We start from the raw sequence: 26,034 nt of genomic DNA on the forward strand, positions 1-26,034 counted from the left end.
CAACGAATTGGACAACTCTTTCTGAAAGGCTTCCCATATAAGATCGCGGGCTTCAGGAACATTGGCATTATCAGGGTAGGCGTCAATAAAATCTGCTGCCTTCCCCATTGCTTCGGTGTACTTTTTATCCCAGTAAAGCCACATGGCCTCTTTGAGGCGAGCCAGAACAGCTTCTGGAGCTGTATTTGATGCAGCTGCCAGATCACTGTAAATTTTCCACAGTGCTCCACTATCAGCTTTCGCAAATACAGAGCTCATTTCTTGATAGGTAATGGGCGAGTCGTAAATCCCTTTTTCCGCCAACCGTAACTGAGCTGTGGCGGCAGGTGAAGTGCCAGCATACTGGCGTTCAACGTAGCTGTATACAAACTCGGCGGTAGTCCAAACTCCTTGCCGCGCGTATATGTCGCCCAATTCAAGCAAAAGCGAATCATTGCCAGAATGAGCTGGAACGAGGTTATAATACAACCAGTACAGGTTTAAAGCTGTAGCGAGCTTGCCCAGTGCCTTGTCATTTCCAGCCTGTAAAAGCAGAAATGCGGGCTGATCAATATAGTAACGCGGCCAACGTTTGCTGATAAAATCAAGAATAAGCTGTGCGTTCTGAAATTTTTTCTGTTTGGTTAAAGCCTCGGCCAAACCCACAGAAGCTTCTTGTAGATAAGAGGATTCCGGGTACTTATCCAGAACAATGGAAAAAGATTGTTCCGCGCGCTCGTTAAGTCCACGTTTCAACTGTGCTTTGCCCAGGCTGGTAAAGCCCTGAGCAACACCAGGATAATCTGGATAACGGCGCAGCAAGGCCACAATGTATCCACCAGCATCCACCAGATTGCCAACGTTGACGTTAGCCAGACCAAGGCGCAACAACGCTTCTGGCACTCGCGGAGAACGCAGGTTGGCATTCATTGCCTCGCTGGTGGACGAAACAATCGCTTCGTAACCTGCAAGGGGATTGTCCGCATAGCGTGCCCACATGCAGTCACTAATGTAGTATAGTGTTTTTTCTAACAACTCCGGGCTGACGCCGGGCAACGTTTTGAGCTTTTCCAGTTGCGGCAGTGCTTCAACATATTTGTGTTCACGAAGAAGTCTCTCAGCCTCTTCCATTACAACTTCAGGCTTAATGGGCTTGGTTACGGGATTGCCCTGCTCGTCCACATAGATGACCGGGCGGTCTTCAGGCGCTTTGGCTGGCTCTTCAGGAGCGTGTTGCCCGGCTGTCAATCCCACGGTCTGCCCGCTTACCTTGCCGGATACGCTGCCTGAACCGCCAGCCTTGCCCTGTTCATCTGTGCTTCGTTGGGTGGTTTTTCCCGATGGCGTTGCGGTCGATTTGGTTGGTGCAGATACTGGTTGCGTCACAGGGGAAGTTGGCGTTGTCTTGCCTGCTCCACCAGTTGAGACTTGTCCGCCCTTCGCCTGCTGGTCAACAGGCGCCGCTGAGGGCTGCCCCGTGGTTTCAGAATGTGACGCGCTACTGGAAGAAACGGGGCTGTTTTCAGCAGAAGAATCCATACTGGTTGCAGTACCAGTGGTGGAAGCACCAGCGGCTCCATCACCTTGTTGCTGCATATTGCTGGAACTTTGTACTGGTGCTGCGTTGGGTGCGGGATCGCTTTTTCCGGAATCAGGCAGAGATTCTCTTACGGTTGAAAGCGCCTTATTTTCAGGCCAATCCTCGGGGCCCCCGCTATTCACCCTGCCAAGCACCGTTTGGCGATCAACCATGCCGCCCCGATCGCCAAGACTTTGCGTGACTGTCGGTGCAGATGGGGCCGATTCAGATGGCCGCTGCGCAGCCTGGGCTTCAGAGAGTCCCCAAAAGTCCCAAAAACTTCTGGAAGACGCTTCAGAATCAGCCGTAAATAATTCGTGTGAAGGCTCCGCCGAGCTAAGGCGCATCAGTTGCATAAAACTTAAGGATGATTCAGTGCCGAGCTTCTCACGCAGAACATTTCCCAAACTTTCAGCTGGGGCAGTTGCTACTAATCCAGCCTCGGCTGAAGTGGCATTCTCTCCCCCACCTATCGCTGGCGAAGCATCAAGAACGAAACTGGAACTGGACTTAGTAGCCTTTGGATCACCATAGACCACTTTTCCAGAGCCGGAGATATTCGCTATAAAGCTATCTGTATCGTCGGCAGAAAAGGAATTTTTTTCCTTTCCCAACCAATCGTTATGACTAGATTGGCCGACTGTTTCAAGGCCAGCGGCAAAAAATTCTATGTCCAGTTTATCTGGAGCTGTGCGGTGAACAGCGTGTCTGACGGTACGCGAGGAAAGCAAAATCCGGAGATGGTTATCAACAAGCCCAACATTTTCCAGTAGAGCCCCAGAGGGCGGCATTGAACCAATCAGCTCCAACGGCGGCACAAGCGATTCAGAAGAGTTCAAGTATAAGATTAAGGAATTGCCTCCAGCGCGAACCAAGCTGCTGGGCTGTGCAGGTTCATCAAGCTGTAAATGTAGTTTTTCAACGCCAGCCAGTGGCGTCGACCAACTCCACGAAAGGGCTTGTGCGTCAGGAATTTGGAAGGCAAGAACGCTCATTGCCAGAAAGCAGACAACAAGGGATCGCAACAGGTAATGCAACCCTGCTCTAACATTGAAGGCAAAGCCTTCGCTGGTGAAAAGTTGAAGCTGGGCAACGCCAGTGAGGATTTTTTTATTCACGTACACTTCGCGGGATGTTAGCAGGCATTGAAACTAACAAAATCTTGCAAAATAAATGCCATTAGGCATTGCGTTTTTTCAATTTCTCTATGAGTGTTGTGCGCTTTATGCCCAAAAGCTCGGCTGCCTGGTTTTTAACGCCCTCGGCCCTATCCAGTGCTTCGTCAATAAGACGCCCCTCAACAGCGTCAAGAAAATCCTTGAGGTTTACCGCTTGTGCCTCAAGCACGGCCAGGTCCGGCCAGACGAACTTCCCTGTTCCCTGCTGTGGAGCTGCAATCAATTGCCCCTCAGGGGCTCCGGCTGATTTTACAACTTCTGCTGCCCCTGACGAAACGTCCAAGCAGGACCCTTCATTGTATGCTGCTGCGTCGTCGGCATCTTCCTGAACCTCAGGCAGTTCTGCAATATCGCCAACATGATCAAGAATTTTTCTGGGTAAATCCTCTGGACTAACAATATCATCGTCCACAAGAATACTCAGACGCTCCATAAAGTTTTCAAGTTCACGCACGTTACCCGGCCAAGCATAGGCAGCCAGCACGCGGCGAGTATCAGCAGAGAGCGTAAGGACGGGACGTTTTTTCTTGGAGCAAAAATGATTCAAAAAATATCTGGCCAGCACAAGAACATCCCCGCCCCTTTCACGCAGCGGCGGCAAATGCAATGGAATGACATTAAGGCGATAATAAAGATCTTCACGAAAGCGCCCAGCGGCAACTTCGGCTTCAAGGTCTCGATTGGTGGCCGCAACAATCCGCACATCCACCTTTTTACAACCGCTGCCACCAACGCGTTCAATCTCTTTTTCCTGTAATACGCGTAAGATTTTGACTTGAAGGCTCAGATCCATTTCGCCTATTTCGTCAAGAAAGATGGTGCCTCCATCCGCAACTTCAAAGCGGCCAGGGCGAGATCGGATAGCGTGTGTGAACGCGCCCTTTTCGTGCCCGAAGAGTTCACTTTCAAGCAGCTCTTTGGGGATGGCACCGCAGTTGATGGGCACAAAAGGCTTGTCGTGACGACCACTATTGGAGTGCAGAGCACGCACCAGCAACTCCTTGCCTGTTCCCGATTCCCCGGTTACAAGCACGGTGCTGTCTGTGGGAGCAACCTTGCCCAAAACTTTAAACACTTCAACCAAGCTTGTGCTCTGGCCGATTATGCCGCTTTTGTTCAACTCCATGTGTACTTCTCCACCAATAGTCCTTTCTTGTGTCAATACACTGACGCGAAAAGGATTACCAGTAAAAAAGCTGTTTGAACTTTCGGTTCTAATGCAGCACCCGGCATCGCATGACTAACCACCCTGCCCGTTTAACTTCTGCGACGTTTTTGCCTCCCTGCCCTCTGGACACAGAGCGTCAGTCTCTTCTTGCTGCGCTGAGCGCAGGTTGCAATCTTGTTCTTGGCGCCAGCCCCGGAGCGGGAAAAAGCAGTCGAGTTCCATTATGGCTGCTTGATGCTCCCTGGCTTGAGGGGCGCAACATTATCTTGCTGGAACCTCGCAGAGTCGCCGCTCGCGCCCTTGCAAGTTATATGGCTTCGCTTCTTGGCGAAGACGTCGGGCGCGCTGTTGGGCTGCGCATGCGTGATGAAAGTTATATAAGCCGCCACACGCGCATTGAAGTTGTAACTGAAGGCGTACTTACTCGTCTTCTACAGCAAAATCCTGATTTACCACACACGGCCTGTGTACTGTTTGACGAATTTCATGAACGCTCGCTTACGGCAGATACAGGGTTGGCTCTCTGTCTTGAAAGTCAGGCTGTTTTGCGGCCAGACCTGCGTATTCTGGTGATGTCTGCAACGCTGGATATGCAGGCCGTTTCTCACATTATGGGGCATTGCCCGGTAATCCAGTGCCCTGGCCGTGCCTACCCGGTGGAAATGCGCCATATGCCGCAACCTTCCCGGCTGGGAGGCATGATGAGCACTGCAGGCTCGGCGAATACGTCAGCCTTGTGGCAGCACATGGCTCATTTAATCTTAAATTTACTGAATGAGGAAAAAGGCAGTTTGCTGGCATTTTTACCGGGTGCGGGAGAAATACGCCACGTAACAAACCTTCTTGAAGGCCGTCTGCCTTCAAACATTTTGCTCTGCCCGCTGTACGGGAACCTTTCGTCAGCCAGTCAGGATGAAGCCATTGGCCCAGCGCCAGAAGGCAAACGCAAAGTGGTTTTGGCAACATCCATTGCTGAAACATCACTAACCATTGAAGGCGTACGCATAGTTATTGACGCAGGACTAGCGCGCAGATCGCGCTTTGACCCCGCCAGCGGGCTGACAAGGCTGGTAACAGAGCGCGTATCACTGGCAGGCGCAAACCAGCGCGCAGGCCGGGCCGGAAGAACAGAACCAGGTATCTGTTGCCGTTTATGGCCAATTGAAGAAGAAAAAGGCATGCGTCCTCATATCCGGCCAGAAATACTGGACGCCGACCTAACGGGATTGCTGCTGCAGCTGGCGGCATGGGGCACATTGGACCCTGCGGGTATGTCCTGGCTGGACTTTCCTCCTCCTCCGCATCTTTCTGTTGCACGTCAGACCCTTGAACTTCTGGACGCACTTGATAGCGCAGGAAGACTTACTGATACGGGACGCCACATGGCACATCTGCCCCTGGCCCCCAGAACAGCTCGCATGCTTCTGTGGGGGACCCTGCACGGTCACGGGCCATTGGCATGTTGTTTAGCAGCGTTGCTTGAAGAAAAGGATCCCCTGATGCCAGCGACGCAACATGGCAGTCAGGGGCAACGTCCAATACATCAACCGGATTGCGATCTTGGCAGACGCATCGACTGGCTGTGCCACGAATCCAATGGCAAAAAACGTAACGGCAAAGCATTCGACATGGGGCAAAGGGCACGTTTACGCCGCCAATGCCTTCGCCTTGCCCGTTTTATGCCTACAAACGCAGCAAATTCAGCCGCCACTGCTCAATCAGATACAGACTCTGAGCGTTTTTTTGTTGAAGCGTTGGCAGATACTCAAGCATTAGGCATGCTGGTAGCCATTGCTTGGCCAGAACAAGTGAGCATGCTGCAACCTGGAGATTCCAAGGGCGGCAATATCGGAAACATACCTGCTGCCGTTTATCGCATGCGGAGTGGAAGGGCGTGCCTGCTTTCACAGGAGGATCCACTGGCCCGGCAGGATTTTCTGGCAGTGGCCCATGTGGATGGCGCATTGCCGCACGGACGCATCCGGCTGGCTGCACCGCTTACAGAAAAGATGCTTATAGAAGTTTTTGCGCAGCAGATTATCCAGCAAGACGTGACACGTGTCAGCGAATCCGGCCAGCTTACAACACGTCGCCAAAAAAACTTGGGTTCTCTTTTGCTTGAAGACACGCCCCTTCCACGGCCCAAACCGGAACAGGCCATAGAAGCCTTGTGCGCGTACGTGCGTGAGCAAGGTCTGAACTGCCTTCCCTGGGACGAACAGAGTCTTCAATGGCGCGCACGCGTGGCTTTATTACAACAACTGGACGGCGATCCCTGGCCGCTTATGGATGATCAGGCATTGCTTGGTGAGCTGGAAAACTGGCTTCCTCCAGCTTTGGAAGGATGCACCTCTCTGGCATCCATACACCCTGCTGCTTTTTCAGGCGCATTGAACAGCTTGCTGCCTGGACACTTACGCCGGCAGCTTGAAAACTTCGCCCCGACTCACTGGCAGGTGCCTTCTGGTGCGCAGAGGCCTATATTGTATGGTGAGGAAGGAGGCCCGACTCTGGATGTGAAGCTGCAAGAGATGTTCGGGTGCATTGACACGCCTACTATAGCTCAGGGGCGTGTTCCCTTACTTCTGCGCCTTAATTCTCCTGCTGGTCGCCCCTTGCAGGTTACTCGCGACCTGGCTCATTTTTGGCGCAACGGTTATCTGTCGGTACGTAGTGAAATGCGGGGGCGATATCCGCGGCACCCCTGGCCCGAAGACCCCTTGACGGCTTTAGCTACGGCTCTGACCAAGAAGAAGCTGGCCGCAACAGGCAAGAAATAAAATACGACATGCCGTGACCACATTCGGGATAAATCAGGCACAATGACAGAAGACGAGCATTCAACAGGTGTGTTCTGAGTCAAATAGCTTAAGGTTATTACAATTTCAGGCAATTTTAGCCTGATCCAGCAGGCTACGAACAAAGTCCTGCGCTCGTTGTTCACTGTAGTACATGCCGCCAGCTTGAACAAAACCCACGTGTCCGCCATGCCTCGAAACTTCAAGAAACAGGTGCTGACTTGCTCTTGCTGTGTCCCACGGATAACAGGACGGCGCGCAAAAGGGATCATCCGCCGCCATAAGAAGATACAGAGGGACGGATATGCGAGGCAAGTCCGGTAACACTGTATTTTTTTTCCAGTAGTCTTCAGCTGATGAAAATCCGAAGGTAGGCGCAGTAAAGCGGCTGTCGAATTCCGCAAAGGTTTTAATGGATTCCAGTCCGTCTATGGCCGGGTATCCCGGGAAATGTTCAGCCTTGTAACTCACTTTTTCGCGAAGCGTACGCAAAAAATACCACATGTATACCCGACAGGCAGAACCATCCATAACTGGCGCTGCGGCAGCAAGGTCGCACGGCACCGAAATGGCAATGGCTCCCCTTATCAATGGCGATACTGTTTCACCACCAAGATAACGGCATATCTGGTTGCCGCCCATGCTGAAACCTGCCAACAGCAAGGGACGGTCAAAATTTTCAGCAAAACGGATGACCGTTGAAAGGTCTTCAGTTTCTCCCATATGGTACAAACGGGACGTACGATTTGGTTCCCCCGAGCAGGAACGCATACTCCAGGCGAGCACGTCAAAACCCAAAATTCGCAAAGCCGCAGCCATTCCAAGGATATATTTGCGGCGGCTGTTGCCCTCCAGCCCGTGGGACAAAATAACTATCCCCCTGCCCATGCCAAAGCTCTGGCCGGATGCCTCCGATGTTGGATGCAGATCAACATCCAGAAAATCGCCATCAGGCGTATTAATGCGTTGCCGTGTCACACTGGGCAACAATGCGAACTGTGGCCGAAAAAGTGAAGGCCACATGGTGTTGACGTGGGGATTGGTCATGTACCAGGGGCAAAGATAATTCGAATCAAGTACAGGCATGATCCTCTCAGTTCGCGGTTTGTTGTTCCAGATTTATCAGGTGCAACTGAGTCACGGGGGTGGGGGCACCTTGGCAGACGTCGTCGTCTCGTATATTTTCACGCCATGCAAAGAACTTACTTACATAGCGCTCCCCAGAAAGAGCTGTCAAATCTTGGCGGCAAAACCGAAAACTCGATTTTTCCGCCTTTGCGTATCCCCTATCCAAAAGGCGAAGACTGTCAGCAAGATTCGGCCAAAAATGAAGCCGACGTGCTCATTCTGGGTGCTGGAGCCTCTGGCCTTATGTGTGCCAGAGAAGCCGCCGGGCGCGGTCTTAAAGTAGTTATACTTGAACGTGGAACTGTCCCTGGCCGTAAACTGGCTATCAGCGGTGGAGGCAAGGCCAACTTTACAAATCGGCAGATCAACGCATCCTACTATCGCTGCGCAGGCGTGGAGAACAGTGATTTTTGTGCTCCAGCTTTGCGTTCGTTTACTCCAGCGCACATGATTCGTCTGGTGCGTCACTGGCAGTTACCTTTCGAAGAAAGAGAGCATGGGCAGTTATTTTTGACTGTTCCTGCACAAAAAATTGTCAAAGCTCTGCTTGAAGACTGCCGTCAGCGTGGATGCCACGTTGAATGCAAAAAATCTGTGGAGTCTCTTCACGTTTTGGGTGACTTCTTTGAAGTAAAAACAACCTTGGAAGCATGGCGCGCCAAGAATGTTGTACTTGCTTTGGGCAGTCCTGCATGGCCCCAAGCTGGCGGCAGCGGTCAAGGCTACAGATTGGCTCAAAGTCTTGGACACAGCGTTGTGCTGCCACGTCCAGCTTTGAGCCCCCTGCTTCTGCCTGCTGCGCATCCTTTTACCGAGCTTGCTGGCATCAGCCTGCCGGTATGTATATCAGTAGGGCATCGCCATTGGCAGGATGATCTTCTGTTTACCCATGAGGGGTTAAGCGGACCAGCCGCATTGAAAGCTTCACTGTATTGGGAAGAAGGAGCCGAGATACGCGTCGATTTTCTGCCTGCCCAAAAGTTCAAAACACTTCTGGACGCCAACGAATCGGGAAAGCAGACACCGCGGGCCATTCTTGCCCGCTTGTTGCCGCAAAGGTTGGTAGATGCCCTGCTGCCACAGGAAAATGCAAGGCGCAAGGCGGCAGAGCTGTCGCGAGCAACACGTATAGTGTTGGAAGAAGCTGTGCACAACCATGTGCTGTTGCCTGTGGGGGTGGCCGGATTAAAAAAAGCAGAAATTTGCCTTGGCGGTGTGTCCACCTGTGAAGTGGACCCTTTGACCATGGGCAGTCTTCGTACTCGTGGGTTATATGTTATTGGCGAACTGCTGGATGTGGCTGGACTGCTTGGAGGCTACAACCTGCATTGGGCATGGGCCAGCGGCGTAGCTGCTGCCAGAGCATTATCTTCAGAAACTTGCCACACGCCCAAGGCATAGCGCAAACAACGTGAATCAGATTCGATTGCAATAAACGTTTTCCAAAAAGCTTTCCATCGCATCGTCAGCCTGCTTGATATATTCCTGCAAGGGAAATTCAACCTTGCAGGATGAACAGCGCATGAACACCTCATGACAGGTACGAACGATATGCAGCTTATCCGAGCAATTTGGGCAATCCAACGAAGTTCTGGCATCGCGAGAGGCAAAAAAAGCCATGACAACTCACAGAGTAAAAAAATGTTCGAATTTTGGTCTGCAACTCACTACAGATTGACTATGCAACTGGCATGAGCAGAAGATTATGATTCAGAAATTTTCACACAATCGGCACAACAACCGAAGGCTGTTTAATCACTGACACCATAATCTTGTCAAATACCACAAGAATCCGTTTGGATATCCATAACAACTATCTATTATTATTAGAAATTGATGGGATTTTTTCGATGCTGTGCAAGGGTAAATGTACAAATCAGCGCCCAGGTATTGCTGCGCTGCTTCTTTCAGACAGCTTTTGACCTCAGAGTGGGCTTTATTAGTACTCTTTTTTTTGAGCTACTAAAGCTGCGAGATTAGGCGCACGCACGCGCAATCCAGTGGCGCTTTGTCTTACCGGGACTTGCTGTTTGGCATGACTTTGCAGTATCATTAAAGAAGTGATGATTTTCTTTAACTTTAATCAGGAGGCTGTGGCATGCAGCGGCGCGTATATCTTCCTCTCGTGTTCCTTCTTGCGGGCAGCCTGCTTTTTTCGGGCTGCACCAGCCGTTATGGCGAGCAGAAAACACGAGTAAATTACTATCCCCAATGCTATGAGCCTGTAGCCAAGCTGCGCCAGGATGAAAACAGCACCGGCAAAAGCACGGCTGCTGGCGCTGCTGGTGGTGCCCTGCTTGGCGCGCTTATTGGTGGCCTCGCAACTGGTAAGGTGGAAGGCGCACTGGTTGGCGCTGTTGCAGGTGGTGCTGCAGGGGCTGTTGGCGGCAATATTTACGGAAAATCACAAGAACGGCAGCGTGATGCAAACTATCTGGCGGAATATAATCGCCAGATGGGAGCCGAGGCTGCCAGTATGAACCGTGCCACAGCAGCCGCCAAGCTGGCCACCAAGTGCTACGATCAACAATTCAAGCTGGCTGTCGACCAGTACAAGGCTGGGCAGCTTACCCGTCTTGAACTTCAAGATCGCTATAGTGAAATCCGTAGCGGCATGGAAGAAACCGCCTTCATTCTGAAGGACACTTCAGTCGCAATGGCTCAAAAAGATAGTGAATACGAAAAGGTGCTGGCAGGCTCAACCACTCAGGAACAGCCTGCGGCATCATCGACCACTACCGCCAAGAAAAAACCAACACCTGTTGCCAAGCAGGCGAACCTGACACCGCAGGCCTCGGAATGGAAATCTTCGCGTAAAGAGCTTGAAAGTACGCGCAGTGATGTTGACGCCCGCATGAACAGTTACGAGCAGACTGTCAATAACCTGCTCGGTTAGCCATATGATCGCGCAGCCCCATTCTTTGAGAGTGGGGCGCGCGAACATTTTTTGCGGCGGCACGCCGCGGAGTTGCTATGAGTCAAACGCCCGATCCCGCTGCTCAGGGGCAAGAAGCGCATACCAGCGCTCAGCCAACCCCCGCCTTGCCCTGGTTTCGCCGCCCTCTATTCTGGGGGATTCTGTTCTTTTTGAGCCTTCTTTTATTGGCAGCATGGCTCTTCTGGAAAGAGTGGCAGGCAGCAGAAAATCTCAAAGAACAAACAGCAGCGCGGACAGCTGAGATCCAGAAGCAGAATCAGTCTCGTCAGGATTTTATCGCTCGCTTACGCCAGCTTCTTAAAGAAGAGCCTTGCGAAGTACAGCGGCAATTGCCCTATCTTTCTGCCCCTGCAGGCATTGTTTGGCCGCCATTGGCTGGCAATGCTGAAAAAGCCGGGGGCACACTTCCTGAAGCTTCTGGTGCAACAGCGCGCCCAGCCCCTGTAAATCCTCAGGCTTCGCAACCCGCGGTTGCGCCCCAGGGTTTTGCAGCGCTTATGGAGCAGGCCACTGTTCTTGTTCTGGCCTTGCGGCAGGAAGGTTTGTCTATGGGTTCTGGCTTTTTTGTAGCGCCAGGGTACGTAGTGACCAATGCGCACGTGGTAGGCGCCGCTGAAAAGGCAGCTGTTGTCAACAAGGCTACAGGCTCGCCTCTTTCTGCCCGCGTATTGCGGACCGTTCAGAGCAATGGTCGTGACTTTGCCGTGCTGGCTGTGGATGGGGGCCCCGCAATCACTCCTCTGGCGCTGACCAGCGACGTTTGGCGCACTGAAAGAGTCAGCGCCTGGGGTTTCCCCGGGGCAGTGACCAACGACGATCCACAATTTTTGGCATTACTGAAAGGCAACGAAGCCGCTGCTCCCGAAGTGGTTTACACTGACGGCGTGGTCAGTGTCATTCTTGAGCGCAAACCAGCCCTTATCGTCCACACGGCAACCGTGTCACAGGGCAACAGCGGTGGCCCACTGGTTAATGACAAGGGAGAGGTTGTGGGCATCAACACCTTTATCAAACTAGATGATGAATCCTACAGACAATCCAGTTTGGCTATTGTAAGCGCCAGTTTGGCAGAATTTTTAAAGGCTGCGGGAGTGCCCTTCACGATGGCCCCACCCCGTGCAAGTCAGGGTCAGCCACAGTCCCCCAAGCCTTCTGACAAGGCAGACACATCCAATCAGGATACCACGGGCAACAAGGCACAGGATGCCCCTGCTGATATCGCCAAGGGCGCGCAAGGAGGCAGGTCATGAGCATACGCATTGCCGTAACCATGCGGGGCCCCATGCGGGCACTTGCCAGCCAGGGTATCCTGGCTACTGACTGCCATGCCCAGCTCAAAACCATCCTTCTGCAAAAGCTTAGCCCTGAACATGCGGCACTGCTGGCAGAGCCACAACACGATCCCGAGGCAAACACCGTTGACTGGTATGCTGAAGGCCAGGGATCGGCAATCGCCCTCAAAGATCTTTCAGAAGACGAAGCCAATGCTGTACGTTCCAAAGCCGCAGCCCTTGCACGGGATGTAGCTAATCTGTCAGAGCAACTTACCGCTGATGCTCAAGCCAGACAGGCTCTTTCAGGCCAGCTGTTGCGACAGGCCTTGCAGCATCCGTCCGACGATGATGTCTGGTCTGTAAACGGGCAGCCAGTGCTTATCAACTGGGGCTTTGCCCCCGGCAGCTCCGGGGCATTGCCTCAGGATCTGACGCGCCTTGGCGCGGCATCTCCGCCTCCCCCACCTGTTGCGCCAGTCCCCACGCCTGTGGCCCCTGTATCCGGTGGCTGCTTGCCTTGGCTTTTGCCCTTGTTGCTGCTTTTGCTTCTGCTTTGGCTTTTGGGTGCAGCTTTGGGATTTTTGCCATCACCCATTCCCGCGGGCTGCATGCCAGTAGACCGTCAAAAACTCGCTGCAGAAGAGCAACGCGCAGCTGCTCTTGATGATGAGCTGGCCCTGTTGTGGAACCAGCTTCAAGAGCGCGCAGCCATGTGCAAACCTGTAAAACCAGTTATTCCTCCTGTAGTGGAAAAACAACCGGAACCAGTCGAACCTGCACCTGAACCCGAAATGGTAGAACCATTCCTGGGTGAAACTCCCGTGGAGCCTCCTCAGCCTGAAAAGCCGAAGGAGCAGCCCAAGGAACAACCCAAGCAGCAAAAGCCGGACCCCAAACCCGCAGAACCGCCCAAAGAACCGGAAAAACCCAAGAAAAATAATGAAGATCTGACCATTCCGCAGGACGCAGCCAAAAAGAATGATTTGAGTTTTCTTGAAGGTTGTTGGACCAGCGAAACGGGCCTGTATTCACATCCGTCCAATGAGCCGATCATTGCGGAATACTGCTTTGACAAAAAAGGCAGTGGCCGGCGCTTCGTGCGCGAACGCAACGGTCAGGTGTGCAGCGGCCCGGCTTCGGCCCGCTTCCAGGGCAACAGGTTAAATTTTGACTCAGGCCAGGCCAAATGCCCCAAAGGCGGCACCTACGTTCCTCAGAAGGTCGAATGCACCGGCAGTGAAAACACCACGCAATGCAAGGGCAGAGAGCAAGGTGCGGGCAACAATAAGTGGGATGCCCGCTTCAGAAGGAAATAAGCATGAATGTCATACCCCGTTACCTTTCTCCTGTGAGCATCATTCCTGGTGGCTGCCCGCAGTTTCTGGACTTCTCTCTTCCAGAGGACTCCATTCGGCGAATGCGGCGCTACTTTCGTGAAGAAAAAAAGAATCAAGGCGATCCTGATGGGCGTTACACGCATTATTTGCGCTGTCTGGCCGAAAGTGAAAACGGCTTTATTGACCAACTGACCGGCCAGCCCTGCGATGAAGACTACAGTGTCGAAGCCCGGCGCGCCGTTGGCGTGTGGGAAGGTCACTGGCTGCCTATTCCTTTTTTGCGCACTCTTGACCAGTCGTGGCCCGACGGCGGTAAACGCTTTGAATGTGGCCCCTCAAACTGGGCGCGAGCGCGCGTCATGCAGTCAGAGCGCCATCCCGACCAATTGCGCATTGTTCTGGCCTTTGACACCAATGTGGAACAGCGCCCTGCCGAAGGTGAAAACTATCATGCCCTTTCCCCGCAGGACGTGGCTGCTCACGGCCATTTCATGCTGGCTCACCTGGTGCGCGACAATTCATGGTTTCTCAATGCCGCGTGGGTCGATGAATGGTTGAGCGGTATTTTTGATACCTGGCGGCAATCGCAGCATCGGGGGCGCGGCTCGTGGAAGGATGACACCCCCTATGTTCTGGAGCATCTGGCCAATTACCTCACTTGGCTTGATGTGGTGCGCATGGCCCTCAACGATCTGGCGGCACAGGTCATCAACCCTGACCGCGATACGCCTGTAGACGTGGATCTTGTGCTGGATATTGGCAACTCCCGCACAACAGGCATACTGGTGGAAACGCTGCCCCAGCGCGTGACCAACCTCAATGACAGCTATTTACTGGAACTGCGGGATCTGAGCGAGCCAGAGAATATTTACTCAGACCCCTTTGAAACCCGGGTTGAGTTTGTTGATGCGGCTTTTGGCAATGACGCGCTTTCTCGTCGTTCCGGCAGACAAACTCCTGCCTTTGCATGGCCTTCCGCAGTACGCATCGGGCCGGAGGCTGCACGTCTGGCGACTCAGGCTGTTTGTGCCGAGGGCACAACAGGCATGTCCAGCCCCAAACGTTACCTATGGGATGAACGCCCCTGGCAGCAAAGCTGGCGATACAACACGGGCGGCAAGGCTGAACCTATGGTAAGCCGGGGTCTTTTTCCCCGGCAGCTTAATCCGTTGGGTACCCCGCTTGCCTGTTTTGACGACCCGCTTTTCAAAAAAAGCCCTGCCCTGCAAAAACAGCAGGCTGAACCGATCTTTGAATCATTGTTCACGCGCTCATCGCTCATGCACTTCATGCTCGGGGAAATTCTTACGCAGGCCCTAGTAACCATCAACTCTCCGGCAACCCGCGCACGCCGTGAATTGCCCAATCTGCCACGCCGCCTGCGCAGGCTCATCTTTACTGTGCCTACAGCTATGCCCGTGGCCGAAAAACGCATTTTCCGCCGCTGGGTTGTCTGGGCTGTTCGTGTTGTGTGGAATGCCTTGGGCTGGAGCCAATGGTATACGCCCAAAGCTTTGGTGCGAGGACAAAGTGGTGACTACCGCCAAAGCCCACAGGTGCGTTGTGATTGGGACGAGGCCAGTTGTTCGCAACTGGTGCTGCTTTACAATGAACTGGCTGTCAAACAACACGGCGATGCCCATCATCTTTTCCGCCTTTTAGGCAAACCCCGCGCCTCGTGTCAGGGGCGCCCCTGCGTGCGAATGGCTTCCATTGACATCGGCGGCGGCACGACTGACCTGTCCATCGCCACTTACGAACTGGCCAGCGGCGAAGGCGATACAGCGCGAATAGTGCCGCATACCGAATTCAGAGACGGCTTCAATATTGCGGGAGACGAGGTCTTGCGTGAGGTCGTGGCCAACCATGTAATCCCGGCTATCGGGCAGGCGCTGCTACAGCAGGGATTGGCCGAACCCCGCGCCCTTCTTGGGCAGCTTTTTGGCCGCGATTCCATTGGTATGTCCCAGGAAGATCGCAATACACGGGTCCGTCTGGTGCGACAAATTGCAGTGCCTGTAGCGTTGGGCCTTCTTGCTGCCTGCGAAAACCCGGATATGCGCCACGCCAGCTACACATGCGCATTGCGCGACTTTTTTGAACCTGATCCTCTTGGTTCACCAGATGGCGAACACGGTTCAGGCAAAGAGAACGACGAGGGGGCACGGTTTGAGCCAGCGGCTCTCGCTCCGCGCCCGCTGGCGGCCATCCTTAAGGCCGTGGAAAATATGGTTCGCAGGGGAGCACCCCTCATCCAGAACTTTAACATTTTGGATGTTCCCATCACGGTCAGCCCTGCTGCTGTTGATGTAACTATACGCTCTACCCTTGGCCCCACGTTGTCAGCGCTGTGCGAAGTGGTACATATGTACGACTGTGACGTTCTGCTGCTGACGGGCCGCCCCAGCTCATGGAACGGCGTTGTCGCCTCTGTTCTGGCCAAGCTGCCTGTTCCTCCAGACAGAATAATTCCCATGCGCAGCTACCATGCCGGATCATGGTATCCCTTTGCTGACGCGCAAGGCCGTATTACCGACCCCAAAACCACTGTGGTTGTGGGTGCCATCCTTTGCGCCCTGGCAGACGGGCATCTTGAAGGTTTTTCTTTTGATTCTGGCGCGTTGCATCTCACCTCAACAGCCCGATATATTGGTGAAATGGATATCAACAGCCAGCTCAAAAAACCCAAAGTCTGGTTTGCCGTTGACGTGGACAGTAACGAAGGCACAGAGCAAATACGCCGTGTGGCATTCAGTGGCCCGCTCTCCATTGGCTACCGGCAACTGGATGCAGAGCGCTGGCCCACAACACGTTATCATCTGCTTACTTTCACCAATGAAGATGCGCGCGCCAGAGCTTCCGGCCGCCTTCCCTATGAAGTGGAAGTACGCCTTACTGTTGAAGATGTGTGGGATGATGCCCCTAGAACTGACGATGAAAAAGACCGCAGTGAAGGCGAATTCAGCATCATTTCCATTGTGGACAATCAGGGCCGCGGCGTAGACAGGCGGGATCTTGAGATCCGCTTGCAGACGTTAAAGCTTGATGAAGGTTATTGGCTGGATACGGGCATTGTGACCGATGCCGGTTAACGGCGGTTAAGTGAGGCAATATATGGTTATGCAGCAGGATATGGACCTTGCACGTAAATGCCGCCAATTTGCGGACACCGCCCGAAAGGCCGGAACGTGGCTTCAAGACAATGCCGAAATGGTTGGTGGCGAACGAGTCTCCTTGCTTAAGGATATGCGCCATGCCGCCCGTTTTTTCGGTAAATGCGGGCAGGCAGCCGAACGCAAAATGTGCGCTGGCGTATTTGGCCCCAGCCAATCCGGTAAATCATACCTGATTTCCGCCCTGGCAAGTGATGCCAATGGAGCGTTGTTGGCTGATTTTTGTGGCGAGAGCCATGATTTTCTTAAAAAAATCAATCCTGAAGGCGGCAAGGAGTCCACAGGGCTCGTAACACGCTTTACTACCACGCAGCCCGAGGGGATTTCACCAGAATTTCCCATACGTTTACGCCTGTTGTCCGAAACAGATGTAGCCCGCGTTTTGGCCAACACCTACTATGCTGACTGCGACCATCAGGACGCGCCCAGCGCAGAGGCTCTGGTAAAAGCTCTCGACGCATTGGAGGCAAGCGCTCCCGCCAGCCCCGTTGCAGACGGGCTTAATGTTGACGATGTTGAAGACCTGCGCGATTACGTTAACAAGAATTTCAGCTCCCGCCCGCGTGTGCAGATGCTCCAAAACGGTTACTGGGCACGCGCAACAGCCCTTGCCCCTCGCCTGGACATGGAAGCCCGCGCTCGCCTCTTTGGCCTTGTGTGGGATGAAGTAGAAGAATTTCAGTCAGTCTATCTGCAACTGTGCGGAGCGTTACGAAGCCTTGGCAATGCTGCCGAGGTAAATTGCCCACTTGAAGCTCTTATCCCGCGCGAGCGGAGCATCATTGATGTGGAACGCCTGCAAGGCCTGAAACACCCGACAGACGATACATTGCCGATTCTTGCGCCCAGCGGGCTCAAGGTCAGCTTGCCCAGAGCCGTGGTTACTGCTCTTACGGCAGAAATAACCATTTACATGCGCGAAAAACCTGACGATTTCTTTGATCACACTGACCTGCTGGACTTTCCTGGTTACCGCTCGCGCTACAAGTTCACAGACCTGCGCGCAGCTCTGGGCAGCAAAGAAGAAATGCTTAAAGAGCTTTTCCTGCGAGGTAAGGTCGCGTACCTGTTTGAGCGCTACCGTGAAGAAAAAGAGCTCACCAGCATGCTTTTATGCATTGCCCCCGGGCCGCAGGAAGTTCATGACCTGCCACATGCTGTCTATGAGTGGATATGTTCCACACACGGCGAAAAACCTTCAAGCCGTGCGGGCAAAGCTCCGGCTCTTTTCTTTGTGCTCACCAAGATGGATATGGAGTTTGAAAAAAAGAAGGGTTCTCCTTCTGTCGAGACGCGATGGACCACCCGCATGGAATCGTCGCTGGTCAAGTTTTTCGGTCAGGTGCACGATTGGACGGAAAACTGGGATGGCATCCATCCCTTTAATAACGTCTTTTTGTTGCGCAACCCCAATTTCACCTGCGAAGCCATTTTTGACTATGACAACGGGCGCGAAACCGGGGTTCGTCAAGACCAGTTGGCTTTTGTGGAAGAGGTTCGTCAGTCTTTTCTGCAGTCGCCATTAGTGCAACGTCATGTGGGTTCGCCTGAGGTAGTCTGGCAGGCGGCCATGACGCTCAACGATGGCGGTGTAAGCCTTTTGCGAGACAGCTTGCGCCCTCTCTGCAATCCTGAGCTCAAACGGCAGCAGATCCGCGTCAGTCTTGATGAAAAAAGAGAACAGATTATAACACGCCTTTCGCCCTTTTACCGCACGGACGACAGAGAAGAATTGCGCCGGCAAAAAGAACAGCTTTCGCGTACTTTGATCACCCTGCTTGCCAAGCTGGCTGAAAAACAGCTTTTCGGTGAATTTTTGCGTCACCTGCAGGTGCGGGATTATGATCTTTACGAGCTGTGCCTCAATGCACGGCAAATTCCAGAACAGGGGCAAGGCACTACAAGTGTGCAGGTAGTGGGTACCCGAGTGTCAGCTGATGACATTCTGGGTGACATTTTTGGCGACAGCGCTGAAAGTGCGCCAGTAAATCAGGATAGTGCCGAAGAACAGGCAAGAGATATGGCCGGGGTATTTGCCTCTCTTGTTATGGAGCACTGGATTGGCCGTCTGCGCGACCTTGGCGCATCCAGCGAGGCTCGCGGCCAGTTGGGGCTGCCAGCCCTTGAGCTTGATCAGTTATGCCACGAAATCATATTGGCCGCTTCTCGCTGTCATTTACGGGAAAATCTTGAAGATAACCTGCGGCGCAGCATGTCTTACAGCAATATCGCCCGCGAACGGCTGATCTGGAAGCAGGTCAGCCTGGCTGCTGATGCCATTAATGCCTTTGTGGACTGGTTGGGCTTTGACCCCCGCTTCAAAAACCAGGGTCAACGCACAATTCTTTTTGGCGGCAAAAGCATCAGCTTGTTTGATCCGCCGCCGGATATCGTTGGTGAGCCACGCATTGCCGAACAAGAAGCCCCCTATGACCGTTTCTGGTATACTGACTGGCTGCGTGCTCTGGCTTTCAGCATTACTGCCAATGTAGACTTTGATGGCCAGCAAACGCTGGATCCTGAACAAAATAACCGCCTGCGTGATATTTTGCAGGTTTTCAAGGGATAATTATGCGCGCCACCATTGCAGTGGATCCATCACGTGGGCCCGGTTACGGCATTATTGAAATTGAAGGCGTGGGCGGTATATCTTCCCCGGTCTTTGTGCTGCAACGGGCCTCAGACGGAAAATGCCTTTCTTCTGGCGGCTGGCAGGAAAGTGAAACCACAGTTACGCCAAGCGACTGGAGCGCCACTGACAGCAGCGTGCGCCTGAATGTTGGCCCTGAAGTTGTGGACGAACTGGACAGTCTGGACGCCTACCGCATAAACCTCCCTGGCTTTGGGGCTTGCGCTATGAGCGTAGGCAAGATCATGTATTCCAATATCAGCGGTGGACAGGGCATGGCGGGTGGTTATCAAGCGCCGGAAGCTCCAGCAACACGGCCTGATCCCGATCCTGATCCTATGCCAGTAACACCGCCGGAAGAAATTCCCATACCGGAGCCGGACCCTATTCCGGTGCAAGTAGAACTGCCACTACAGATGGCAAGCACCCCAGAAACTTCAGGCAATGGTTCAGGAAAGTTGATCGCCCTGATTGCGGTGCTTGTTCTTCTGCTCTGTGCCGGTTTTGCGTTATGGTGGTTTGTACTGCGTGAGCCTGCAACCCCGCCTCTGCCAGCTACTTCAGAGCAAACAAGCTCCCCAGCGGCGTCTGCAACATCCCCAGCTCAAGGGGCAAGCGCAAACCCCTCTGAAAAATCTCCTCTGGCGACCGCACGCGAACAGTTGCGAGGCGAAGCTCTGCCCGATGTAAGCCTGGCTATGGCCAAACCCATGCGCAAGGCTGAAGCCAGCCCTGAAGAGAGCGACGCTGCCTTCCTTTTACTGGAAGACGCGGCTCAAAAGGGCAACGCTGAGGCAATGCTGCTTGTGGGACAATTCTACGATCCCACAGCTACCCTGCCCCGTGGCAGTATTCCGATGGACATGACCCAGGCAAAGCGCTGGTATGACGAAGCCCTGCAAAAAGGACAGGACAAGGCGCTGGCACAAAGTTCTCTGGACAAGCTCAAGGAATATGCCAAGGCGGAAGAAGCCAAGGGAAATGCCGAGGCCCGCGCCCTGCTGCAAACGTGGAAATAAAGCCCTAACGGCTGCGAGGATATGCCATGCGCTCTGCCATGACTCAATATTACCGACATTCCCTTTTTGCCATTATAGTCTGCGCCGTTACCTTGGTGTCTGTTCTGTATACTGGCATGGTCTTTTCTGCTACTGACGCGCAGGCCGCGCCATTGCTGCTTGAAGGCAAAAAAACGCTTTTCCAACGCGTAGTGAGCCATCCAGGCGCACGTCTTGTGGCGGCTCCCGCTGCTGACGCAGCTGTGGTGAAAGAAAAAGTAACGCCCTTTACGGTGTTTTATGTCTACGCCCGCAATGAAGGATGGGTTCAGGTAGGCACTGGAACAGCGTCTCCCGAGGGCTGGTTGGAAGCGCCCAAAACTACAGAATGGAATCAGTCGCTCACCCTGCTTTTCACCCCGCGCACGGGCCGTGATCCTGTTCTTTTTTTCAAAACAGAAACCGCGTTGAATGATGTCTGTTCAGCGCCTGATATAGACGCCCGGCTGGACAAGCTTGGTACAGAAGCCACCAGTCTGTTACAGGGAAGTAAAACGCCCCCTGCGGATTTTCCTGTAATTGCCAGTGAACCTGTGGATGCCGCCGGAGCTGTTTCGGAAAAACGTTTTTATCTCATGCCCATTCTGGCCATGAAAGATCCCTTTGATGGCGTAAAGTTTTTGCGGGTAGCTTCCATTGATCCGGGCAGCCTTGGTGGTGGTCAGGATGGAAAAGGCGGTCCTCCCAAAACAGGCATTGCTCTTGTTATTGACACCACGATTTCCATGAAGCCCTACATTGACCAGAGCCTCAATGTTGTGCGGCAGATATACGACAAGATCGAGCAGGACAAACTGGAAGACAACGTCGGCTTCGCCGTAGTGGCGTTTCGCAACAGTACGACAGCTACTCCCGGTTTGGGTTACGTAGCCGAGATTGTAAGCGACTTTGCCACAGCCAAGAACCGTAAGAGTCTTGAAGAAAAACTGGGCAAGGTGCAGGAAGCCACTGTTTCAAGCCACGACTTCAACGAAGATTCTCTGGCGGGCATTTACAAAGCCGTGGAGTCTTTGGACTGGAGCGGCTACTCATCACGGCTCATTCTGCTCATTACGGATGCTGGCCCTCTTAAAAGCACAGACAAATATGCCTCAGTCAGTATGGGCCCCAATGAACTTAATGACTTTGCACGGCAAAAAGGCATCTGGATAACAGCGCTGCATATCAAAAGCCCAAGCGGAGCCAAAAACCACGCCTATGCTGAACAAAATTACCGCGCTTTGAGCAAGCTTTCTGGCAACCGTTCCAACTACCAGGTGGTGGCTGCCCCAACTGCCGCCGCTGGCGCAAAACAGTTTGCTGAAGTTGCCAAGGTTCTGGCTTCTGGCATGGTTGATATGGTCAAAAACACCGCTTCCGGCAAGGTTATGACCAAACCCAAGGACGAAAAGCCCCAAAAGCTTACGGCTGAAGAAGAAGCCGCGCGCCTTGCCGCCACCCTTGGGTATGCAATGCAGCTTGAATATCTTGGCAGAGCGCATGAAAATCAGGCTCCAAGCGTGGTCAGCTCATGGATCGCCGATATGGACCTCAAGCGTCTTGCCAAAAGTGAGCAAAGCCCCAGCGTTGAAGTTGCCGTGTTATTGACCAAAAATCAGCTCAATGACCTCAGCGCCCAGATAAAGGCCATAATTGACAGTGGCGAACGCACCAAAAAAACTGATTCGCGTGACTTTTTCCAGGGTGTGCTTTCTGCCTCTACCCGTATGGCACGAGATCCCAATATGCCTACTCAGGGCAAAAACCTTGCGGAGTTGGGTGTTCTGGCGGAATTTCTTGATGGCCTGCCCTACAAGAGCGACATCATGCTGCTGCGTGAAGAAGACTGGTACCGCATGAGCGTGGGCGAACAAACGGCCTTCATCAACAGACTCAAGTCCCGTCTAGCCCGCTATGAAGAATACGACCGCGACAGAGCCAACTGGGAAAGCTTTGGTCAATCCAACCCTGGTGATTGGGTATACCGTGTGCCCCTGAGCATGCTGCCCTAAAAGAATTTGTATGAATGATCTGGTCTTTTCATTACGCAATATAGGCAAAAGCCGTCCCGGTGCGGATGGCTTTTGCCTGCATATAGCAAACCTTGATGTGGCGCGAGGCAGCCTGCAAGCCTTGGTGGGCCCAAGCGGATGCGGTAAAAGTACTGCTCTGGATCTGCTGGCTGGCATACTTCGCCCTGATCTGGATATTCAGGAAACACCTTCTGCAATAGCACAACGTTTTCTGTTCAGCCCAGTGCATCATGAAGGCATCGACGTACTGCAAACGTGGCGCAGGGGTGGGCTCAACGCTCTGGCCCGTCAGCGGCAACGCCACCTTGGCTATGTGCAACAGACAGGCGGCTTGCTGCCTTTTCTCACAGCGCGCGATAATATTGCATTGCGTTGCAGCAGCTTGGGGTGCCTTGATGAACAGCGTCAGCAGATGCAAAACATTGTGGATGGCCTGGGCATTGGACGCCTGCTCGAACAGTATCCCGCCACTCTTTCCGTTGGCGAGCGTCAGCGGGTAGCCATTGCTGCCGCCTTGGCGCATGCGCCTGAAATGGTACTTGCGGACGAACCCACTGCAGCCCTTGATCCGATGCATGCGCGCAATGCATTACGAATTTTTGCAAACCTTGCCCAAAAGATGGGCATTACCGTGCTTATGGTGACACACAGTCTCGAAATGGCTGTGGAGGCCGGATTCAGCCCCATCCAGGTGACGATTGACCAAAGCGGGCCTAGCTCGATATCCCGCATTGATCATAGCATAGAGCAGAAACCCGTTGCCCCGGCCCCCCACCAACAGCAAGGAGCACGGGCATGAGCAATCAGTCTGCTCCTCCGCGCCGTCGTAAAACATTGAGGCAGATGCTTCGCCTCTCCTGGCGGGATTATGCGCATGAAAAACTGCTCTCCGCTTGCGCTGTTTTGGGATTGGCCGCCGTTCTTACCCCCCTGCTGGTTCTCTATGGCGTCAAGTTCGGGGTGATGCAAACTCTTACGGACAGACTGCGCAGCGAACCACGCACCCTTGAAATTTCTCCGGTGGTCAGCGGCCGCTTTTCAATGAAATACCTTGATGATCTCGCCGCGCATCCTGACGTTGCCTTTGTGTTGCCACGCACGCGCTCTATTGCTGCCACTATGGACCTTGTGGCAGGCCAGGGCACAGACCGAACAACCCTTCTGGTTTCGCTTGAACCGACGGCAAAGGGCGACCCGCTTCTCCAGCGCTATGGCGCAGCACCGCCTGCCATGCCGCAGCACCCAGACAAAGAAGCCATTGGCGTTTCACTTTCAGCCACCGCTGCAGAAAAACTGCATGTCTCGGCAGGCGACACCATTACTGGCCGTGTCGAGCGCCGCTATTCAGGGCAAATGCAAAGCGTGCGCGTCCCTTTGCAGATTGTGTCTGTTCTTCCCCTTGCAGCGCAGCAAAAGGATGTGGCCTTTATTCCGCTGCAACTGCTGGAAGCTACGGAAGACTACCGCGATGGCCGTGCCGTGCCTGAACTTGGCACAGGCAATGGCTGGACGGGCGAAGCCCGCCCGCAAGAGGCCCGCCTGTACCCTGGTTTCAGGCTGTATGCCAAGGATCTGGATGCCGTCATGCGGCTGCGTCAGGGATTTGCACAACAAAAGCTTGATGTGTACACCCATGCCGAAGAAATTGAGCAGATCAACAGTCTTGCACGTGCGCTGAATCTCGTTTTTGCTCTTATTTGCGCTGCCACGGCAGCCGGATTTCTGTCCTCCACAACCAGCAGCACTCTTGCTAGCGTTAAACGCAAAGAACGCACGCTGGGCCTGCTGAATCTGGCGGGCTTCACCACAGGCGAACTGATGTTGCTGCCCCTGACGCAATCCCTGCTCACTGCCTTGCTTGGCACGGCTTTGGCCTCTGGCCTGTACGCACTGGCAGCAGTGGCGATAAACCATTTGTTCAGTGCCAGCCTCAGCGGTATGGAGCAGGTTTGCCGTTTGTTGCCCCAGCATTTTCTGCTGGCTTTCGCGGCCGTGGCTGGCCTGGCCCTGGCAGCGGCCCTTGGGCCAGCGCTACGGGCCGCTCGCATAGAACCCTCGGAGGTCATCCGTGAAGTATAGGTATTGTCATCGCGCAAATTTGCCCTTGCTCGGCCTAATTTTGCTTTGCAGTCTGCTCCTCACGGCATTCCCCGACTCGGCAAATGCCGCACTGGCCCGCAAGGGTGAACTCAGCCTTGCGGACGCCAGCAATCCCAAACCAGCAGATGACGACATCATACTGCCTATGCCCTGTAATCTAAGCATGGCATTCAAGCTCGTAGCAGTACCTGCCAAAGGTTTGCTGTGGGATATGCCTATGCGGCCTGGCATAGACGACAGCGCCAATGCCGACCGCGCCTTCTATGACCGCCGCTATAATACGGCACTTTCCGGGGCATTTTCGCTAGAAGATCTGCCGCCGGATTGGCGCAAACTGGCTCCCAAGGGGCAAAACTATTTTTATCTCATTGCCAAATACGAAGTTTCAAACCTGCAATGGCAGGCTGTTATGGACAGCGCCTGCCCGGTAACGCAACCACCCGCAACTGATGCCGCCAAGCCTGTCACCGACATAAGCTGGTACGCAGCCGTAGATTTTACGCAAAAATACACTGCCTGGCTTTTGCAGAATTCGCCCCAGTCATTACCACGCTTTTCAGGTGACAGCCGCAATGTAGGTTTTGTGCGTCTGCCCACTGAGACTGAATGGGAATACGCCGCGCGTGGCGGTCATATGGCAGGCAGCCAGCAGCTTTTGCAGGAAGATTTTTTTGCCCTGCCACCAGATGCCAACAAGGCAGACTACGCCGTTTACCGGCCCGAAGGTTCAGCCCGCGTTGAAGACACCGCCAATATAGGTTCCCGTAAGCCCAATCCCCTTGGTATATACGACACTGCAGGCAATGCTGCCGAGATGGTGCTGGACGCCTTTCGCTTTTCGCTGGCTGGACGCCTGCACGGCTCTGCTGGCGGTTTTGTGCGCAAGGGGGGCTCATTCCTTTCTGGCGAAGCCGAAATTTTGCCTGGCCGCCGTGAAGAAACCCCTTTCTTTATGGCCGATGGCCCGGCTCATTCGCGTGATATGGGTTTTCGCCCCGTCATTTCAGGCATCAATACCCCCGGCGGCGACCGCCCGCAGGAATTGCAGGCTGAATGGAGCAAAGCGGGCGAATCGATGACCGCAGCAGGATACGACACGCAGGCCGCGCGCAACCCCCTTGAGGAGCTTGACCGCCTGCTGGTGTCTGCCCCCAATGAGGCAGTGAAAAAGAACCTTCAAGAATTGCGCAATACCATCAAAGAAAACAATATCATGCTCGAACGCCAAAAACAGCTTGAGGCTCAATCGCTCTTGCGCACTGGCGTTTACATGACTGAAACCATCCGCAATTACTCCAGCAGGCGCAAATCGCTGCAATCGCAGCTCGAAGGCATGCAAAGAGACAGCAAGACAGCCAAAGGCGCCGAACTTGAAAAACTGCGCCAGATAATAGATACTGCCCATAGAGGGCTTGTCATGCTGGATACCAGCCTGGACAAGTCTTTGACCTTTTATCGCAGCAAGGTTGAAGACGGCGCGCAACTGACGCCGGAAACACTCTCTGCAGCCTATGACTCTTTGAGCAAAGACTTCAGCGGCAGTGACCCCTTCAACGAAAACATGCGGCGCAATCTTGAGTTGTACCGCAAGCATGTAGACTTGTTCCGTAAAAACAAGGCCCTGCCGCGTGAGGCCATGCAAAAGGAAATTTTGGAACGTCGCTTTCAGTAGTCAAAGGAGTT

At 53.6% G+C, this 26,034-nt stretch carries 15 protein-coding genes and 1 pseudogene; 12 read left to right on the forward strand and 4 right to left on the reverse strand.

Features of this window, described 5'->3' with window-relative positions:
- Positions 1-2,676, reverse strand: a pseudogene (locus QM579_RS00070) (hypothetical protein); the annotation flags it as partial.
- 61 nt (positions 2,677-2,737) lie between these two features.
- Positions 2,738-3,862 (reverse strand): sigma-54 interaction domain-containing protein, encoded by a 1,125-nt coding sequence (locus tag QM579_RS00075; RefSeq protein ID WP_414997203.1) that lies wholly within the window; start codon positions 3,860-3,862, stop codon positions 2,738-2,740.
- 110 nt (positions 3,863-3,972) lie between these two features.
- Between QM579_RS00075 and hrpB the strand changes: the two genes are divergently transcribed.
- The gene (hrpB, locus tag QM579_RS00080) at positions 3,973-6,684 is read left to right on the forward strand and encodes an ATP-dependent helicase HrpB (RefSeq protein WP_414997204.1); all 2,712 of its coding nucleotides are present in this window, start codon (positions 3,973-3,975) and stop codon (positions 6,682-6,684) included.
- A 105-nt stretch (positions 6,685-6,789) separates the two neighbouring features.
- On the opposite strand, the gene QM579_RS00085 is transcribed toward hrpB, so the two are convergent.
- Positions 6,790-7,788, reverse strand: coding sequence for a YheT family hydrolase (locus QM579_RS00085; protein ID WP_414997205.1), 999 nt, complete (start codon positions 7,786-7,788; stop codon positions 6,790-6,792).
- Positions 7,789-7,893: 105 nt separating this feature from the next.
- On the opposite strand from QM579_RS00085, the gene QM579_RS00090 reads away from it, so the two are divergent.
- Positions 7,894-9,231 carry an NAD(P)/FAD-dependent oxidoreductase gene (locus tag QM579_RS00090; RefSeq protein ID WP_414997206.1) on the forward strand — a complete coding sequence of 446 codons (1,338 nt, stop codon included), beginning with the start codon at positions 7,894-7,896 and terminating at the stop codon, positions 9,229-9,231.
- Between the two features lie 15 nt (positions 9,232-9,246).
- Here QM579_RS00090 and QM579_RS00095 read toward each other — a convergent pair whose 3' ends face one another.
- The gene (locus QM579_RS00095; protein WP_414997207.1) at positions 9,247-9,450 is read right to left on the reverse strand and encodes a dual CXXC motif small (seleno)protein; all 204 of its coding nucleotides are present in this window, start codon (positions 9,448-9,450) and stop codon (positions 9,247-9,249) included.
- A 478-nt stretch (positions 9,451-9,928) separates the two neighbouring features.
- On the opposite strand from QM579_RS00095, the gene QM579_RS00100 reads away from it, so the two are divergent.
- The 10 genes from QM579_RS00100 to QM579_RS00145 all read left to right on the forward strand — a co-directional run bounded on the left by QM579_RS00100 (position 9,929) and on the right by QM579_RS00145 (position 26,023).
- Positions 9,929-10,726 carry a glycine zipper domain-containing protein gene (locus QM579_RS00100; RefSeq protein ID WP_414997208.1) on the forward strand — a complete coding sequence of 266 codons (798 nt, stop codon included), beginning with the start codon at positions 9,929-9,931 and terminating at the stop codon, positions 10,724-10,726.
- 77 nt (positions 10,727-10,803) lie between these two features.
- Positions 10,804-12,018 (forward strand): S1 family peptidase, encoded by a 1,215-nt coding sequence (locus QM579_RS00105; protein ID WP_414997209.1) that lies wholly within the window; start codon positions 10,804-10,806, stop codon positions 12,016-12,018.
- Positions 12,015-13,358 carry an SrfA family protein gene (locus QM579_RS00110; RefSeq protein WP_414997210.1) on the forward strand — a complete coding sequence of 448 codons (1,344 nt, stop codon included), beginning with the start codon at positions 12,015-12,017 and terminating at the stop codon, positions 13,356-13,358. The genes QM579_RS00105 and QM579_RS00110 overlap by 4 nt, the downstream gene beginning before the upstream one ends.
- Positions 13,359-13,360: 2 nt before the next feature.
- Positions 13,361-16,471: a virulence factor SrfB gene (locus QM579_RS00115; RefSeq protein WP_414997211.1), complete on the forward strand. Its 3,111-nt coding sequence runs from the start codon at positions 13,361-13,363 to the stop codon at positions 16,469-16,471.
- Between the two features lie 22 nt (positions 16,472-16,493).
- Complete coding sequence (locus tag QM579_RS00120) at positions 16,494-19,121, forward strand: putative virulence factor (protein ID WP_414997212.1); 2,628 nt, start codon at positions 16,494-16,496, stop codon at positions 19,119-19,121.
- 2 nt (positions 19,122-19,123) lie between these two features.
- Positions 19,124-20,200 carry a sel1 repeat family protein gene (locus QM579_RS00125; RefSeq protein ID WP_414997213.1) on the forward strand — a complete coding sequence of 359 codons (1,077 nt, stop codon included), beginning with the start codon at positions 19,124-19,126 and terminating at the stop codon, positions 20,198-20,200.
- A gap of 38 nt (positions 20,201-20,238) precedes the next feature.
- Positions 20,239-22,230 carry a vWA domain-containing protein gene (locus tag QM579_RS00130; RefSeq protein ID WP_414997214.1) on the forward strand — a complete coding sequence of 664 codons (1,992 nt, stop codon included), beginning with the start codon at positions 20,239-20,241 and terminating at the stop codon, positions 22,228-22,230.
- Between the two features lie 10 nt (positions 22,231-22,240).
- Positions 22,241-23,050 carry an ATP-binding cassette domain-containing protein gene (locus QM579_RS00135; RefSeq protein ID WP_414997215.1) on the forward strand — a complete coding sequence of 270 codons (810 nt, stop codon included), beginning with the start codon at positions 22,241-22,243 and terminating at the stop codon, positions 23,048-23,050.
- Positions 23,047-24,330 carry an FtsX-like permease family protein gene (locus tag QM579_RS00140; RefSeq protein WP_414997216.1) on the forward strand — a complete coding sequence of 428 codons (1,284 nt, stop codon included), beginning with the start codon at positions 23,047-23,049 and terminating at the stop codon, positions 24,328-24,330. Before QM579_RS00135 ends, QM579_RS00140 begins: the two co-directional genes overlap by 4 nt.
- Before the next feature lie 25 nt (positions 24,331-24,355).
- A complete protein-coding gene (locus QM579_RS00145) occupies positions 24,356-26,023 on the forward strand; it encodes a formylglycine-generating enzyme family protein (protein ID WP_414997217.1) in 1,668 nt (555 codons plus the stop codon).
- Positions 26,024-26,034: the final 11 nt, after the last annotated feature.

The sequence above is a fragment of the Desulfovibrio sp. genome, from assembly GCF_047607245.1.
Taxonomy (GTDB): domain Bacteria; phylum Desulfobacterota; class Desulfovibrionia; order Desulfovibrionales; family Desulfovibrionaceae; genus Desulfovibrio.

Excerpts from the sequence above, each read along its gene's own strand:
- QM579_RS00075 (WP_414997203.1), bottom strand. The coding sequence starts at position 3,862 with ATGGAGTTGAACAAAAGCGGCATAATCGGCCAGAGCACAAGCTTGGTT.
- hrpB (WP_414997204.1), top strand. The coding sequence starts at position 3,973 with ATGACTAACCACCCTGCCCGTTTAACTTCTGCGACGTTTTTGCCTCCC.
- QM579_RS00085 (WP_414997205.1), bottom strand. The coding sequence starts at position 7,788 with ATGCCTGTACTTGATTCGAATTATCTTTGCCCCTGGTACATGACCAAT.
- QM579_RS00090 (WP_414997206.1), top strand. The coding sequence starts at position 7,894 with ATGCAAAGAACTTACTTACATAGCGCTCCCCAGAAAGAGCTGTCAAAT.
- QM579_RS00095 (WP_414997207.1), bottom strand. The coding sequence starts at position 9,450 with ATGGCTTTTTTTGCCTCTCGCGATGCCAGAACTTCGTTGGATTGCCCA.
- QM579_RS00100 (WP_414997208.1), top strand. The coding sequence starts at position 9,929 with ATGCAGCGGCGCGTATATCTTCCTCTCGTGTTCCTTCTTGCGGGCAGC.
- QM579_RS00105 (WP_414997209.1), top strand. The coding sequence starts at position 10,804 with ATGAGTCAAACGCCCGATCCCGCTGCTCAGGGGCAAGAAGCGCATACC.
- QM579_RS00110 (WP_414997210.1), top strand. The coding sequence starts at position 12,015 with ATGAGCATACGCATTGCCGTAACCATGCGGGGCCCCATGCGGGCACTT.
- QM579_RS00115 (WP_414997211.1), top strand. The coding sequence starts at position 13,361 with ATGAATGTCATACCCCGTTACCTTTCTCCTGTGAGCATCATTCCTGGT.
- QM579_RS00120 (WP_414997212.1), top strand. The coding sequence starts at position 16,494 with ATGGTTATGCAGCAGGATATGGACCTTGCACGTAAATGCCGCCAATTT.
- QM579_RS00125 (WP_414997213.1), top strand. The coding sequence starts at position 19,124 with ATGCGCGCCACCATTGCAGTGGATCCATCACGTGGGCCCGGTTACGGC.
- QM579_RS00130 (WP_414997214.1), top strand. The coding sequence starts at position 20,239 with ATGACTCAATATTACCGACATTCCCTTTTTGCCATTATAGTCTGCGCC.
- QM579_RS00135 (WP_414997215.1), top strand. The coding sequence starts at position 22,241 with ATGAATGATCTGGTCTTTTCATTACGCAATATAGGCAAAAGCCGTCCC.
- QM579_RS00140 (WP_414997216.1), top strand. The coding sequence starts at position 23,047 with ATGAGCAATCAGTCTGCTCCTCCGCGCCGTCGTAAAACATTGAGGCAG.